13 protein-coding genes are annotated in these 15,752 nt (G+C 41.9%); 4 read left to right on the top strand and 9 right to left on the bottom strand.

Annotation, left to right across the window (positions count from 1 at the left end):
• Positions 1-78: 78 nt before the first annotated feature.
• On the top strand, positions 79-1,350 hold the full coding sequence (locus ACEYW6_RS24640; protein ID WP_412981827.1) for an FGGY-family carbohydrate kinase: 1,272 nt from the start codon (positions 79-81) through the stop codon (positions 1,348-1,350).
• 380 nt (positions 1,351-1,730) lie between these two features.
• A complete protein-coding gene (locus tag ACEYW6_RS24635) occupies positions 1,731-2,471 on the top strand; it encodes a dienelactone hydrolase family protein (RefSeq protein WP_412981826.1) in 741 nt (246 codons plus the stop codon).
• Between the two features lie 26 nt (positions 2,472-2,497).
• On the opposite strand, the gene ACEYW6_RS24630 is transcribed toward ACEYW6_RS24635, so the two are convergent.
• Genes ACEYW6_RS24630 through ACEYW6_RS24620 form a run of 3 tightly spaced genes read right to left on the bottom strand, consistent with a single transcriptional unit; the run spans position 2,498 to position 5,200 of the window.
• Positions 2,498-3,454: an N-acetylglucosamine kinase gene (locus tag ACEYW6_RS24630; protein ID WP_412981825.1), complete on the bottom strand. Its 957-nt coding sequence runs from the start codon at positions 3,452-3,454 to the stop codon at positions 2,498-2,500.
• A gap of 14 nt (positions 3,455-3,468) precedes the next feature.
• Entirely contained in the window at positions 3,469-4,734 is a 1,266-nt protein-coding gene (locus ACEYW6_RS24625; RefSeq protein WP_412981824.1) for an MFS transporter, read from the bottom strand.
• 43 nt (positions 4,735-4,777) lie between these two features.
• Complete coding sequence (locus ACEYW6_RS24620) at positions 4,778-5,200, bottom strand: GxxExxY protein (protein ID WP_412981823.1); 423 nt, start codon at positions 5,198-5,200, stop codon at positions 4,778-4,780.
• A gap of 57 nt (positions 5,201-5,257) precedes the next feature.
• Between ACEYW6_RS24620 and ACEYW6_RS24615 the strand changes: the two genes are divergently transcribed.
• Together ACEYW6_RS24615 and ACEYW6_RS24610 are read left to right on the top strand one after the other, a co-directional pair.
• Positions 5,258-8,242, top strand: coding sequence for a valine--tRNA ligase (locus tag ACEYW6_RS24615; RefSeq protein WP_412981822.1), 2,985 nt, complete (start codon positions 5,258-5,260; stop codon positions 8,240-8,242).
• A 163-nt stretch (positions 8,243-8,405) separates the two neighbouring features.
• Positions 8,406-8,840 (top strand): hypothetical protein, encoded by a 435-nt coding sequence (locus ACEYW6_RS24610; protein WP_412981821.1) that lies wholly within the window; start codon positions 8,406-8,408, stop codon positions 8,838-8,840.
• A gap of 187 nt (positions 8,841-9,027) precedes the next feature.
• Here ACEYW6_RS24610 and ACEYW6_RS24605 read toward each other — a convergent pair whose 3' ends face one another.
• From ACEYW6_RS24605 to ACEYW6_RS24580, 6 genes are all read right to left on the bottom strand, one after another.
• Positions 9,028-9,906: a hypothetical protein gene (locus ACEYW6_RS24605; RefSeq protein WP_412981820.1), complete on the bottom strand. Its 879-nt coding sequence runs from the start codon at positions 9,904-9,906 to the stop codon at positions 9,028-9,030.
• Positions 9,907-9,956: 50 nt separating this feature from the next.
• Positions 9,957-11,141 (bottom strand): radical SAM protein, encoded by a 1,185-nt coding sequence (locus ACEYW6_RS24600; RefSeq protein ID WP_412981819.1) that lies wholly within the window; start codon positions 11,139-11,141, stop codon positions 9,957-9,959.
• A gap of 98 nt (positions 11,142-11,239) precedes the next feature.
• Entirely contained in the window at positions 11,240-11,605 is a 366-nt protein-coding gene (locus tag ACEYW6_RS24595; protein ID WP_412981818.1) for a hypothetical protein, read from the bottom strand.
• Positions 11,606-12,352: 747 nt separating this feature from the next.
• Positions 12,353-12,592 carry an IS110 family transposase gene (locus ACEYW6_RS24590; RefSeq protein WP_412981843.1) on the bottom strand — a complete coding sequence of 80 codons (240 nt, stop codon included), beginning with the start codon at positions 12,590-12,592 and terminating at the stop codon, positions 12,353-12,355.
• Positions 12,593-12,628: 36 nt separating this feature from the next.
• Positions 12,629-12,760, bottom strand: a complete 132-nt coding sequence (locus tag ACEYW6_RS24585) for a hypothetical protein (RefSeq protein ID WP_412981817.1) — start codon at positions 12,758-12,760, stop codon at positions 12,629-12,631.
• 106 nt (positions 12,761-12,866) lie between these two features.
• Positions 12,867-15,752: beta strand repeat-containing protein (locus tag ACEYW6_RS24580; RefSeq protein ID WP_412981816.1), on the bottom strand; the 2,886-nt coding region annotated here is incomplete at its 5' end.

Raw genomic sequence — 15,752 nt, 5'->3', positions numbered from 1 at the left:
CTTGTTACAAGATGCAACAAAAGCAGTTATTAGTCAGTAGCCATTAGTTAATTCTCCATTAGAAAAATTTATAAAAATATGAATTTGTATTTGGGTATCGACTTCGGCACTTCTGGCGCACGCGGTGTGGTGATTGACGAGGAAGCCTCTTGTATTCAGGCTGAGGTACGATATCCCTTCCAGGACTCACCAGCCGCCGTTACGCCAAAAATTTGGCAGGAGGCTTTGTTTATGCTGGTGGAACAAATACCTGACCAATTGCGGCGAAAAATTAAAGCGATCGCAATTAATGGTACTTCCTCCACCGTCTTGCTGGTTGATGCGGCTGGCAATCCAACAGATGCACCACTTTTGTACAACGATGCGCGGGGATCATCTGTCCTAGAGCATTTGAGGAGTATCGCACCCCCCAATCATACCGTATTGAGTGCCACCTCCAGCCTGGCTAAACTTTTGTGGATGAGGCAATTACCCTCTTTTAGTGAAGCTAGATATTTCTTGCATCAAGCAGATTGGCTGGCGTTTCTCCTGCATGGACAGTTGGGTATTAGCGATTACCATAATGCTTTAAAGCTGGGTTATGACGTAGAAGAGTTGAAATACCCAGAATGGCTAGAAAAGCTGGAAATACCGATTCAGTTACCCAAGGTTTTAACTCCTGGTACTCCGATTGCAGAATTACACCCTGAAATTGCGAACAAATTCGGTTTCCGCCGTGATTGTCTGGTGTGTGCAGGTACAACTGATAGTATTGCGGCTTTTCTCGCCAGTGGGGCAAAATTACCTGGTGAAGCTGTGACTTCCCTTGGTTCAACACTGGTACTAAAGTTGTTAAGTCGTACCCGTGTAGAAGATGCCAGATATGGGATTTATAGCCATCGGTTGGGTGATTTGTGGCTGACTGGGGGTGCTTCTAATACTGGAGGTGCAGTACTTAAGCAATTTTTCACAAATGCTGAGTTAGAAAATCTTAGCCGTGAGATTGATGCATCAAAACCTAGCGAGTTAGACTATTATCCGTTGTTGAAGGTAGGCGATCGCTTTCCCATTAATGATCCGAATCTACCGCCGCGTTTGGAACCACGCCCAGATCACCCAGGAGAATTTTTGCATGGGTTGTTAGAAAGCATTGCCCGCATAGAAGCGCGAGGGTATGAATTATTACAACAAATGGGCGCAGACAAGTTGAGCCGTGTTTATACTGCTGGCGGTGGCGCGGTGAATGACACCTGGACTGCGATTAGGGCGCGTCATTTGCAGGTTCCTATCGTAGCGTCAGTATACACAGAAGCAGCTTACGGGACGGCGCTGTTGGCGATGGGGGACGGAAGAAGAGTTGAACAAGAGTAATTGTGTAACTATCTTTTCATAGATATTTTATAAATCAGTATCTATCCTAGTGACAATCGACATATCTCGGCCGATACTGGGATGATTAGATACCGGACTATAGGATTCCAGGTTCATCATCTGGGCAGCTATTCGGGGATGGGTGCTTCGCCACAAGCGAATGTCATCTATCCCCTTTACTAATTATTGGTATAAGTTCTAACTAGCCTACCGTAGCTAAGGTAACGGGTGTATTAAGGCGATCGCACAAACTTTCACTGGGCATATTAAGCGATCGCAATCATGGCAGAAAAACGCTAAATTGTGGGTTGAAAGTAACCGGATGCTGTGGCGCTACAGTGTAGAAGCTAATGACAGCAAGCATAACACGGAGAAAAAAAGTGCAAATCACTAAGCGTAATGTTGAATTAAGAGTAGATGGCAGCTTAATGCGTGTTTATGTTGCGGCTCCCAAAGTAGCAGGAAAATACCCTGGTATTGTGTTCTACAGTGATATTTATCAGTTAGGCGATCCAATGATTCGTCTAGCTAACTACTTAGCAGGATACGGCTATGTAGTAGCAGCGCCAGAAATTTTTCACCGAATTGAGCCAGTTGGTTTAGTGATTGAGCCAGACGATCTGGGAAGGATGCGGGGTAATGACGATGCGCGTCGAACCTCCGTAGCTGATTATGATGCCGATTGTCTTGCTGTGATTGAATTTCTGAAAGGAGAGAGTGCGGTTTCTCCAAATCAAATAGGCACTCTCGGCTTTTGTATTGGTGGACATTTAGCCTTCCGCGCAGCATTTCAAAACGAAATTCGGGCTTGTGTCTGCTGTTACCCTACTGGGATTCCCAGCGGTAAACTGGGTAAAGAGGTAGCCGATACAATCCAGAGAGTTAGTGAAATCAAAGGCGAGATGCTAATGGTGTTTGGTACTCTTGACCCTCATATACCAGAAAGCGATCGCCAAACCATAATAAAAGCAATTGAGGATGCTAACATACCTCACCAAGTTTTCTTGTATGAAGCAGAACATACATTCATGCGCGACGACGGTTATCGTTATGATTCTAGTGCTACCACAGCAGCTTGGTCTGAAATAGTAACTTTTTTTGGGCGCATATTTGCAGACTGAAAACTCTTATTATTGCTTTCTTCGCGTCAATTTTGAGTTGTTTGCAACGCTAATAACCCAGCACCATAAGCAGGCTCATACCTCGGAAAAATCACCTTTACATTAGGAAACTTCCTAACAAGAGATGCTGCAAATCTTTCATGGATATTGCATCTACCGCGCCATACACTTCCCGTTGTAACTACTTCTAAAACTGAGTCAGTAGTAAAAATTGCATCAATTACTGTAGATGTAGCTTTCACTAATTCTTTTACAGCATCATCAATTATGAGATTCGCTACTATATCCCCTGACGCTGCTGCGAAATCTACAATTGGTGCTAAAGCTGCTATCTGTTTAACTCCCCATTCTCGCCGATATATTACTTCTATTAAATCTTCTATACTTTCTAAATCAAGATGCTGTTTGAAACCCTCTATCAAACTCGTTGAGATATCTCGTCCATCATAAGATTTTAATGCTGCGTTCATGCCTGCGATCGCAATTTTATAGGCGCTACCTTCATCACCTAAAATATACCCCCAGCCGCCAACTCGCTTCGTATATCCCTGATGATTTCGGCCGAAAACTATCGAACCAGTACCTGCCGCAACCACAATTCCTACAGACTGACCAATTCCACCAACTAAAGCAATTAAAGCATCGTTACAAATTACAATATTCGCTGGTTGGAATGCCCAATAAATAGGCAATTTGTTATTTTGTAACTCTTTAACGAAACCTTCCACTACTTCAATATCTGCTGCACGACTTACACCTGCTAAACCCAAACATATCGCGTCAATATTCACAGTATTTGTAATTATTGCTGCTTCAAGCGCATGATGAATTGCTGATTGAATAGATTGTAAAGTTGCTTCGATACCTATAGTCTGATAATTAGATGAACCTGCTTTACCACGACCTAGCACTTGACGTAAATCATTCATTAAGACACAAACAGTCTTGCTACCGCCGCCATCTATTCCTAAAACATAACTCATGTTCTGTAATAATATTAATTATTCTGATGCTTTGGTTCTTCTTTTAAAGGAATAAAAAATAGAGCAATCATTCCAGGAATTGTGAACAAACAGACCATGATAAAAAATAATGGATATCCAAATGCTTTTTGCAGATAACCGCTAATTAAGCCGGGTAACATCATTCCTAAAGCCATAATGCCAGTGGAGATAGCAAAATGAGAAGTTTTATATTTGCCTTGGCTGATATACATTAAATAAACACTAAAAGCTGTAAATCCAAAACCATACCCAAATTGTTCCAAGGAAACCAAGGGATATACTAATGTAAGTGAAGGTTTGGCGTAAGCCATATATACATAAAATATATCAGGTAAATTCAAAGCTAAAGCCATAGGAAACAGACATTTTTTTAATCCATATCTAGAAATTAGCAAGCCTCCTAAAATTCCTCCACAGATTAGGGATATTACTCCAAATGTCCCGTAGGCTAACCCGACATCTGATGTTGATAGACCTAAGCCTCCTACTTCTGGTTTGTCCAATAAAAATAAAGAGGCTATCTTCACAAGCATTGCTTCGCCAAGTCTGTAGAGTAAGATAAATGCTAAAATATTTATAATTTTATCTTGAGCAAAATATGAGCTAATAATTGGCCAAAAGGGTATCTTTTCTGTAGCCTGTAGCTGTTGTTTATTATCTGACTCAGGTAAAGGTAAAATTAGGCGATGGTAAATAAACAGGATTGCTAAAATTAAAGCTGAGAAGCCAATAGCTATAGTCCAGCTTAAAGGAATGTTGTTGAGATATACTTCAAGCTGACCCGCTAAGACTACTAATATTCCAGAGCCAAAAATGACAGCCATTCGATAAAACAGTGAGCGAATGCCAACAAAAAAGGCTTGTTGTTCTGGAGATAAAGCCAGTAGATAGAAGCCATCTGTAGCAATATCATAAGTTGCAGAAATAAATGCTCCTATTGTTAATGTTGCGAGGGAGATGAAAAAGAAATTTGGTAGTTGTAAGGATAAGGCTATCAAACCCAAGCAGCAGAACATGGCAAATTGGGTACAAAGTATCCATTTGCGTTTGGTAGAGTAAATATCAACAATTGGGGCCCAAAACATTTTGATCACCCAAGGTAGATAGAGAAAACTTGTCCACAAGGCGATTTGAGTGTTATCTATTCCGAGTTTTTTGTAAAAGATAACGGAAACTGTGTTGATGATAATGTAAGGTATGCCGGAGGTGAAATATAGGGTGGGGATGAATGTCCCAGGGGAGGTTGTTTGGTGTTTCATGGATTTGGGGACGAACCGCAGAGGCGCAGAGGGCGCAGAGAGATTAAGAGAGGATGATGCGTTTGATGCCGTCTTTGAGGAGGGGGACGTTAAAGTTGATGAGAAGGGCTAAGGGGTAATTAGTCATTTTAAGGTATGAGAGGACTTGAGCTTCGTGGATTGGGGCCAAATTTTGAACAGCTTTTAATTCCACAATTAGACAATTGGCAACCAGAAAGTCTAATCTACCCTTGCCTACTTCATGTCCTTTGTAATTTACTGTTACCGACTTCTCAACTACATGAGGTATCCCGCACCTAAAAAATTCTATAATTAGTGCCTCCTTATACACCTCCTCCAAAAACCCTGGCCCCAACACCCTATGCACCTCAATCGCCGCTCCAATCACCTCACCCGTAAGCCGATTCATTTCCTCTCCTAACTCTCTTCCCTCCGCGTTCTCTGCGCCTCTGCGGTTCGTTTCCATCAATCCCTCTCCAACCCTATGGCAAAATTTATTAGAGTCCTTCCTTAGTTTTCCCGCATGACCGCAACCATTCCCAATCTCCCCAGTCTCTACGACCCCTTTTCCACCGAAGCCAAATGGCAAAAATTCTGGGAAGACAACCAAGTTTACAAAGCTGACCCCAACAAAGGCGGCGAACCCTACTGCATCGTCATTCCCCCGCCAAATGTTACTGGCAGCTTACACATGGGTCACGCTTTTGAAAGTGCGTTGATTGATACCCTCGTGCGCTACCACAGGATGCAGGGACGCAATACCCTGTGGCTACCCGGAACTGACCACGCCAGCATTGCTGTGCATAGTATGCTAGAAAAGCAACTCAAAAAAGAGGGTAAGACTCGCTACGAATTGGGGCGCGAGAAGTTTTTAGAACGCGCTTGGCAATGGAAGGCGGAGTCTGAGGGAACAATTCTTAATCAGCTACGACGCTTAGGTGTCTCGGTGGACTGGTCACGGGAAAGGTTTACCCTCGATGAGGGTTTATCTAAAGCTGTTGTCGAGGCGTTTACTCGCCTCTACGAGGAAGGTTTAATTTATCGTGGTGAATATTTAGTTAACTGGTGTCCCGCTTCTCAGTCGGCGGTGTCTGACGTAGAAGTGGAAAATCAAGAGGTGAATGGAAATCTCTGGCACTTCCGCTATCCCCTCACCGATGGTTCCGGTTATGTAGAGGTGGCGACAACTCGACCAGAAACGATGCTGGGTGATACTGCTGTAGCAGTTAATCCCAATGACGATCGCTACAAACATCTCATCGGCAAAACTTTAACTCTGCCAATTCTACAACGAGAAATTCCCATTATTGGCGATGAATTCGTTGATCCCACCTTCGGCACAGGTTGCGTGAAGGTAACTCCCGCCCATGACCCGAACGATTTTGACATGGGTAAGCGTCATAATCTGCCGTTCATCAACATTATGAATAAAGACGGCACTCTCAATGCCAACGCTGGGGAGTTTCAAGGACAAGACCGCTTTGTTGCTAGAAAAAATGTGGTTTCTCGCTTAGAGACAGATGGCTTTTTGGTGAAGATAGAAGATTATAAACATACCATTCCCTACAGCGATCGCGGTAAAGTACCTATTGAACCCCTCCTCTCAACTCAATGGTTCGTCAAAATTCGCCCCTTAGCTGACAACACTTTAGAATTCCTCGACCAGCAAACTTCTCCAGAGTTTGTCCCCCAACGCTGGACTAAGGTCTATCGTGATTGGCTAGTAAAACTCAAAGATTGGTGTATCTCTCGTCAATTATGGTGGGGACACCAAATTCCAGCTTGGTACGCTGTTAGTGAAACAGATGGGCAAATTACCGATAACACGCCGTTTGTAGTAGCGAAATCGGAAACTGAAGCTTGGGAAAAAGCTAAATCACAATTTGGTGAAAATGTCCAGCTAGAACAAGACCCAGATGTGCTAGATACCTGGTTTTCTTCTGGACTCTGGCCATTTTCGACTTTGGGCTGGCCGGAACAAACTCAGGATTTAGCAACTTACTACCCGACTACCACTTTGGTAACAGGCTTTGACATCATCTTTTTCTGGGTAGCCAGAATGACAATGATGGCTGGGCATTTTACGCAGCAGATGCCTTTCCAAACGGTTTACATCCACGGCTTGGTGCTAGATGAAAAAGGTCAGAAGATGTCAAAAACCAAAGGTAATGGCATTGACCCATTGTTACTGATTGACAAATATGGTACTGATGCCTTGCGCTACACCCTAATTAGGGAAGTGGCTGGCGCTGGTCAAGATATCCGCTTGGAATACGATCGCAAAAAGGATGAATCACCATCTGTAGAGGCGTCTCGCAACTTTGCAAATAAGTTGTGGAATGCAGCCCGATTTGTGATGATGAATTTGGATGGACAGACGCCGCAACAATTGGGGAACCCAGTAGCTATCGAATTGAGCGATCGCTGGATTATCTCGCGGTATCATCAAGTTGTCAAACAAACCACCAATTACATCGATAATTACGGTTTAGGGGAAGCAGCTAAGGGATTGTACGAATTCATTTGGGGTGATTTCTGCGATCAGTATATTGAACTGGTGAAATCCAGGCTGCAAGCAGATGCTGATCCGGCATCGCGGCGGGTAGCACAGCAAACCCTCGGCTACATATTGGAAGGAATTTTGAAACTGCTTCATCCGTTCATGCCTCATATTACCGAGGAAATTTGGCAAACTCTTACGCAACAACCAGCAGATTCCCCGCAAACTTTACCATTACAAACCTATCCCCAGGTAGATACAAACTTGGTTGATCCAGCTTTGGAAGAACAGTTTGAATTGCTGATTGGCACTATCCGCACAATTCGGAATTTGCGGGCTGAAGCGGATATTAAGCCAGGGGTAAAAGTGACAGCGAATTTGCAAAGTGAAAGCGAAAAAGAGCGGGAAATCCTGACTGCTGGACAGGCTTATATTAAAGATTTGGCTAAGGTTGAGACTTTAACCATTACTGACAAGGAAGAAAACCAAACTGTTGCTGCTAAAAAACCTCAGAGGGGTTTGAAGACAATTGGCTTAATTATTGTTGCCATTGTCTTTGGTAGACTAGGTTTGGCTGTGGGGAATGCTATTGATGACACTCCCATCGTCGGAACTTTCTTTGAACTAGTTGGTTTTGGTTACACAGCTTGGTTTGTTAGCCAAAATTTACTAACTGCTCAAGCAAGACTTAGGTTATGGAGCCGATTTTTCCCGCAGAGAGAATTAGAACAAGTACAAGAACCAGAAAATGCGATCGCTGGTGTAATTGGGACAGTTCAAGTGCTAATTCCCCTTGCTGGCGTGGTAGATGTCGAAGCAGTTAGTGCCAAACTACAAAAACGCCTGAACAAGGTAGAAGCAGAAATTAGTGGTTTACGTGCTAGATTAAGCAATCCTAAGTTTGTTGAACAAGCGCCTGCTGATGTAGTGCAAGCAGCGCGGGACGCTTTAGCTGAGGCACAGAAACAAGCGGAAATTCTGCGCGATCGCCTCAATGGGTTGTCGTAGCGATCGCCTACGTGGCTTAGGATAACTGTAATGGGTGATGGGAGTGTCAATAATTCCCAATTACCCATTACCAAACCAATTAACAAAATATTAATTCTGGCATTTATTTTTTTATTAAATTTTTTTTGAATTTTGAATTTTGAATTGGAGCGAAGCAACCCTCATGCTATATCTAGCCCAGGTGCGTAAAAACGATTTTTTAGACCAGCACCAGTTACACTTGTTGGCGCGTCAAGAAGCTGATAACTTGTGGGCGATAATTCCCGAAGAGGCCTTCATTCTGCTAGGCAAGGGAAAGATCATGAGTGAAAACTTGCTTGTTTTAGTGGAACTTTCCCCTACAGGCGATATTGAAAGACTAGAAGATGCCACCAACTGGGTACTGCATCTGGTACAAAGCTACCTCACCATCGGCATTACCCCAGAATTTTTGCAGCACGAAGCCGAGCGAGCAGAACATTGGCGGCAATCTCTGACGTTGCAAAACCAAGACTTAGCAAGGCGTTCCTTAGAGTTGGAAGCTAGACGCGAACAAATTCAAGCCTTAGAAGAAAGCCTCAAACGCGAGAAAAATAGTTATCCCCAAGAAGAAAGTTAAAAGTTTGCAATTGTATTGCCCATAAAGGCTTCAAGTGACTGTTGTAGACCGCGATGAGGGAACTTCCTCCCTTCGGAGGCTGAATCAGCATGAATTGGAGGCATGGCTGGAAGACTATAGCTTGGGTGAGCTTTGGCAGAAGAACCTCCTGGGCGGGAGACCTGCACGATGATTCGAGTCAATGTTTTCATATTCCAAAATAGCCAATAAAAGTCAAAGTAATATCAGGATAATGATTACCGATAGTGGAAGCTTCATGAATTATATTATCAGTGGGAGCAATATATGCTTCCCCTGGTGCAACTCTTAATTGAACTACAGGATATGAAGGATATCGCAGCATAAACTCGTACCCTATTTCTGTACCTCTATAATGCTTATGAATATCCTCAGTCTCAGACAACCCCAAATGCCGAAACATATCCATCAGAGTTAGGTTAATAAACAAAAAAAATCTATCTTCTTGCCCTAAATTAATGCAAATTCTATTTCGGGATTTATGTCTGCGTCTCAATGGTGCTTTATCCCAACTATCAAGGTGCATACCAACGAACAGTTTTTCGTTAGAATTGCCATAATAATTAACAGTTACAGTTTTGAAATTAGGCTCAGTAACTTGAATACCTAATATTTCTAAATTTTGAGGATTTAAAATGTAATCTGAAAGACGGTTGAGAACTTCTTTAATTGCGTTTTCACCTTCAAGATTACTGACAATAGATTGATACTCTTCTACTGTTTCTATTGAACGAAAATTAAATTTTCCCAAAGGCAACAAGGCATAGTCGGGAATGCGAACTATAGCTATATGTGAACCGATATCCCATGTCTTCGGTTTGGACATAGCTTCATTGCTAAAAAGCAGGTTATATTCTGTTGTATTCGTTTGTCTCCAAGGTTCTTTGGGTAGAAAAGCACCACTGCGATATTTAACTTTATCGTCTTCTAATTCGATTTTTTGGAATGTTCCGGAACTCAGTCTAATTCTGGGATTATTTCCTCCAGAATTGATGGGATAAAAAATTTGGATGCTTTTTTTTAAATTTAAATTTTCACTTGTAATCATCACAAAGATTACCTAAAAACTTCTATGTTTCCCTAATTAAAAGTATTTTTTTATAACGGACAGTCTAATGCTGAAACTACTGGGAATTGCTTTGGCTGTTCAATATTGATTTTTCGAGAAATTGGTTCAATAATTCCCGATTGGATTAAACGTGATTCTATGTGTTTTAAAATTCCTTTTTCGATGATACAATCAATATTGCCTTCTTCATCAAATTGATTATTAATAATAGCTTCTTCAGCCATTGGATAACCGCTACAACTTCCAAAATATTGGCAGGAAGTACAGACAGACATCATGCGTTCTTCTGCTGCGGATATTACTTTTTTATGTACAGGGCTTAAAATAATATTTTCTAAAGGACTTTTAAATAAATTTCCATGACAAAATTCTGGTTTATAAGCATCTCCATAACTATAAATATCACCATTAACATTCACTACATAAATTGATTCCCATTCCGTCTTATCGTAAAAATATGGTTGAGAATCAGAGCTATAGTGACGAAGAATTATTTCTATATATTCCATAATTGGCAAAATCATTACCATATTTTGGCTTTCCATCCACATATCTACAAGAGTGCAAAAAGCTTGCAGAACTTCTTGTGGAGTAATTTCAAATCCTTGATGTTGCCCTTCAAAAGCTCCATTGAATAGTGGTAAAATCCGAAAATGAAGCTTCATCTTTTCATAAAATTTAAAAATCTCTTGAAGATAAGGTAAATTTAATTTACTTAAAACAGTAATACATCCAAAGGAAACATTTGCATTTAGTAAGCGATCCATATTTTTTAAAACTGTTAATAAAGAATCAACTCCTGATTGCTTAACACGTAGACCTCCAAATAAGTCAACAGAAACACCGACACCATCAAATCCCTCGGATAATAATCGGATACTTTCTTTGTTAAGTGTTGTCAGGTTAGTTTGAACTACATTAGTAACAGAACTTGCCAGTTCTCCAAAAATCTGTTGCTGATGGTCAAAAGTACGCCAATAATAATCAGGTGATTGCAAGAGTGGTTCTCCACCATGCCAAACAAACTGAATGTCTGTTTTCAAGTCAATCTGACTATAATAATTAGCAATGTGATGATACATTTTATCCAGTTGTTCTAGCGCAATTTTTGTTCTATCACCTAGTTCTAAGTATTCATAACAATAGCGACAGCGTAAGTTACAAAGCTTAGAAGTTTTGACCACAAATTGAACCTGTCTAGCTTCCGATTTCATAAGTTTAAACAGTGAGTTTTGACAATATTTTAGACGCATAATTAATTTAGAATTATCAGTTTTTTCTAAATTAATTATGCTTTCTCATCCACTAAACTTTAATGTATCAAAGATTGAAAAGTTTCTAATGCTGAAGGACGATTACCTTGTTGATTAGCTTGATAGGGTTGGTTTTGTACGAAACTAGGACCATTATCAAACAAGCGAAATTTTGGTCTTCGCGCTAGTAGCTGAGGTTCGTGTGGATCAACTACTACAGTTTGTCTGTTTCCTGTAATAGCTTGTATCTTTTCACTTAAACTAGAGGAAAAATTAATAGTATCTACAGGGTTCATAGCCTCCTTAACTGGAATATTTTGATTAGAGTTCGCAGCTTGTACTAGCTCAGAAACCACTACAGATGGAGCCATAATTACTAAGAACAAAATCAAATGGCTTGGTAAATTAGACACTAACTTCTTCATAATGCCTCTCTTATTAAACTCCGTAAATTATCAAGTTTTGTGATTACTAAACCCAGGTGAGTATTTTTCCAGTAAGTATTTTTCCAAAATTTAGCATTTTGGACAGACAATAACATTTTTATCACAGAGATTAGATGAAAAGCATTCGCGCTCTAATTGATATTTCTCTGCGCGTTGCTATGTTTGATTTTCAAGTATTTTTATCCCCTTTTCAAATCACAGTTTTGCAATAAAAAATGCCTGATTAAGTCTTAAATTAATCCTACTTATCATCCAAAAATATTATCCCAACTTTTGATAGATCAATCAAAATAAAATAGTCTATCAAAAGTTAGAAATAATAGTTAAGTTGTCGGTGAAAGACATCACCGTGCCAAAACAGGAAAATTGTACCTAATGTTGAAACCTATGCCACATAAGCATTTCAGCGATACTTGTTTTCCTTAATCCGCAAAGGCCGCAACTTGTCAAAACTGGTCGCCTGTTTCAAATTCCAGACATAATCAATCGCCAGTAAGATTGATAGGGTAGCCACCGAGATACCCGGCGACCACCCGATCGCTAACCTTTAAAAGAAATGGGGTAAAACAGGGAAAAATAAGCGAAATGAGGTATGAATTTCTCAGCTTTTCGCAGCTACAAGGCTCAAGCTCTAAGCTGAGCTTGCGTTGCTGTTATTTTGCAATTGATATAGCTTCCTTAGTCATCTTTTGTAAAACTTTTCTTGGAGAACCGCTCAAAATCTCATCACATTTTTCGGTAGATATGTCCTTTGGAGTCTGGGCAGCAACTTTGACATTTGACGTTTTTATGTTTGCCTGCACTTTCACGGTTGCCAGGACACATACCAGCCCAAGCAGCGAGATGTCCGGCACTGGGGAAACGGCTCATATCAGTACCAATCTCGGCTAAAATAACTTGTGCTACACGTTGGTTAACGCCAGGAATAGTATCGAGTCGTTCAAGTTCTGCCTGAAAAGGGTGCAGGCGAATTGCAATTTCAGTGCTGACACGGACAATGGCTTAATCCAAATAATCTATGTGACTCAAATGTTCTGCTAACAAGAAGCGGTGGTGTGGCTTGACTCGTCCTGCTAAAGCTTCTTCTAACTCGGCGCGTTTGTCCTTCAACTTTCCTTTTGCCAAGTCTGCCAAAATATTAGCTTTTGTTTCTCCTTCAATAATGGCAGCAAGCAGCCCAGCAACAGTTTATCAGTCTGTTGCTGGGTGATCTGTCTTTTCTGGCTATGATTCGCTCCCGTTAGGCAATTACAGTAATATCTGCACTACTAAGCACTGCTTGATTTGAGAACTGGGCTATTTGAACTTGTGCTGTACCACCAACTCCATCCTTATCAAAGAATAGATTCCCCGTTGTTTGATCATACATAAAGCGATCGCTTGCTGTTGTCGCACTAGTCCCAAGTCGGAACAAACCCGAATCTAGTATCGTATCTTGAGATTGGCTAAGTCCGAATTCTGCCTTGGAAACAAAAATAGTATCATCTCCAACAGTAAAATCAGTGATGATATCATAGCCTCCAGTACGGGTATCAGCCAGGTTGAAGTTATCTCGCCCAACTCCACCAGTCAGCACATCTCGACCAATTCCACCAGTGAGTAGATCATCACCTGCACCGCCCAACAAGGTGTCATTACCTAAGCCACCAAAGAGGCTGTCGTCACCATCTCCTCCGCTCAAGATGTTAGCACCACCATTTCCCGTAAGGATATTATCAAGGCTGTTACCAGTACCATTGATTACCTTGGTTCCAGTCAGAGTCAAGTTCTCCAAATGATCTCCCAATACCCAACTCACCGAAGAATTGACTAAATCTGTGCCTGCATTTAAGCCTTCAACAATAATATCGCTGAGGTTGTCAACAGTGTAGATGTCATTGCCTGCTCCTCCAACAAGACTGTCAATCCCTGCTCCTCCATCCAAGATGTCATCACCTGCACCGCCCAACAAAGTGTCATTACCTGAGCCACCAAAGAGGCTGTCGTTACCATCTCCTCCGCTCAAGTTGTTAGCGCCACCATTTCCCGTAAGAATATTATCAAGGCTGTTACCAGTACCATTGATTACCTTACTACCAGTCAGTGTTAAATGCTCCAGGTTATTTCCCAACACCCAACTCACGGCAGACTTGACTAAATCTATGCCTGCATTTAAGCCTTCGACAACAATATCGCTGAGGCTGTCTACACTATAAATGTCGTCACCATCTCCACCATCAAGACTGTCAATTCCCACACCTCCATCCAAAGTGTCATTGCCGGAACCACCCAACAAGGTGTCATTACCTGTACCACCAATCAGGCTGTCGTTACCATCTCCTCCACTCAATTTGTTAGCGCCAGTATTTCCTATGAGGATATTATTAAGACTGTTACCAGTACCGTTGATTGCTGTGCTTCCAGTCAGTGTCAAGTTCTCTAGGTTATCTACTAACACCCAACTCACCGAAGACTTGACTAAATCTATACCTGCATTTAAGCCTTCAACAATAACATCGCTGAGGTTGTCTACAGTGTAAATGTCATTGCCTGCTCCACCATCAAGACTGTCAATCCCTGCACCTCCATCCAAGGTGTCATTACCTGCACCGCTCAACAAAGTGTCATTACCTGAGCTACCGAAGAGGCTGTCGTTACCATCTCCTCCGCTCAAGTTGTTAGCGCCAGTATTTCCTATGAGGATGTTATTAAGGCTGTTACCAGTACCATTGATTGCCGAGCTTCCAGTCAGGGTCAACTTCTCCAGGTTATTTCCCAACACCCAACTCACTGAAGAATTGACTAAATCTGTGCCTGCATTTAAGCCTTCAACAATAACATCGCTGAGGTTGTCTACAGTGTAAATGTCGTTGCCTGCTCCACCATCAAGAGTGTCAGATCCCAAACCTCCATCCAAGGTGTCATTGCCTGCACCGCCAATCAGACTATCATTGCCTGCACCACCAACGAGGCTATCATTGCCACCTTCTCCGGTCAAGGTGTTAGCGGCACTATTTCCAATCAAAATATTCTTAAGGCTGTTACCAGTACCATTGATTGCGTCGGTTCCAGTCAGGGTCAAGTTATCCAGGTTATTTCCCAATACCCAACTTACTGAAGATTTAACTAAATCTGTGCCTGCACTGGCGGCTTCAGTAATAATGTCACCGATGCTGTCCACTATATAAGTATCATTGCCTTTACCACCAAGGAGACTGTCATCTCCTGTACCACCATCTAAGAAATCATTTCCATCGCCGCCATCGAGAGTGTCGTTATCACCTAGTCCGTTGAGGGTGTCATTGCCCTGCAACCCTGAGATGATATCCATGATCCCTGTACCAGTCAGATTGTCTGCACCTAAAGTGCCATTAATCGGAGGGGTGATTTCATTAATGGTCAAGTTGACGGTAGCAGTGCTACTTCCTCCTTGCCCATCACTTATGGTGTAAGTGAAGCTGTCGGAGCCATAATAGTTTTCGAAGGGCGTATAAGTGTAAGTACCGTTGTTGTTGTTAACTAAGCTTCCTTGGCTAGGTTGAGTGAAGCCAGTGATATTCAATACATCACTAACATCGATATCTGTATCATTGCCTAACAGAGTAGTACCACTAATGATAATGGGTGTGTTTTTATTTGTGGTGATGCTGTCGTTAACAGCAACGGGAGCATCATTCACTGCCGTAATATTAATATTGCGGGTAACGGTGGTGCTATTAGCAGTCCCATCATTAACTAGAAAGCTGACGGTACGAGGTGTAGTACTGGGGTTATCACTGGTGTTGGTATAAGTAATGGAACGCAGTGCGGTTTGATAATTAGCAACGGTGGAACTGCCAGTTAAGGTTAAAATACCTGTGCTGCTGTTGTAACTGCCCGTAATTCCATTTTGGTTGGTAAAGGCGAGGATGTCTTGAGTAGAAACAAAACCACTGGTAATGCTAACGGTGGCACTGGAAAGGTTGGGGGAGTCTGCATCGCTGACAGTGATGCCTGAGTCTATGGCTGTAGTGGCATTTTCGGTGTATGCCAGGGCAGAGTTGGTGGCAGTAGCAACGGGCGCACTATTCACTGCCGTAATATTAATATTGCGGGTAACGGTGGTGCTATTAGCAGTCCCATCATTAACTAGAAAGCTGACGGTACG

Source organism: Nostoc sp. UIC 10607 (genome assembly GCF_047228265.1).
Taxonomy (GTDB): Bacteria; Cyanobacteriota; Cyanobacteriia; order Cyanobacteriales; family Nostocaceae; genus Nostoc; species Nostoc foliaceum_A.
This window is presented reverse-complemented; position numbering and strand designations above follow the sequence as displayed.

What these genes read in the sequence shown, in the direction of transcription:
- ACEYW6_RS24640 (WP_412981827.1), top strand. Translation starts at nt 79, where the DNA reads ATGAATTTGTATTTGGGTATCGACTTCGGCACTTCTGGCGCACGCGGT.
- ACEYW6_RS24630 (WP_412981825.1), bottom strand. Translation starts at nt 3,454, where the DNA reads ATGAGTTATGTTTTAGGAATAGATGGCGGCGGTAGCAAGACTGTTTGT.
- ACEYW6_RS24625 (WP_412981824.1), bottom strand. Translation starts at nt 4,734, where the DNA reads ATGAAACACCAAACAACCTCCCCTGGGACATTCATCCCCACCCTATAT.
- ACEYW6_RS24620 (WP_412981823.1), bottom strand. Translation starts at nt 5,200, where the DNA reads ATGGAAACGAACCGCAGAGGCGCAGAGAACGCGGAGGGAAGAGAGTTA.
- ACEYW6_RS24615 (WP_412981822.1), top strand. Translation starts at nt 5,258, where the DNA reads ATGACCGCAACCATTCCCAATCTCCCCAGTCTCTACGACCCCTTTTCC.
- ACEYW6_RS24610 (WP_412981821.1), top strand. Translation starts at nt 8,406, where the DNA reads ATGCTATATCTAGCCCAGGTGCGTAAAAACGATTTTTTAGACCAGCAC.
- ACEYW6_RS24605 (WP_412981820.1), bottom strand. Translation starts at nt 9,906, where the DNA reads ATGATTACAAGTGAAAATTTAAATTTAAAAAAAAGCATCCAAATTTTT.
- ACEYW6_RS24600 (WP_412981819.1), bottom strand. Translation starts at nt 11,141, where the DNA reads ATGAAATCGGAAGCTAGACAGGTTCAATTTGTGGTCAAAACTTCTAAG.
- ACEYW6_RS24595 (WP_412981818.1), bottom strand. Translation starts at nt 11,605, where the DNA reads ATGAAGAAGTTAGTGTCTAATTTACCAAGCCATTTGATTTTGTTCTTA.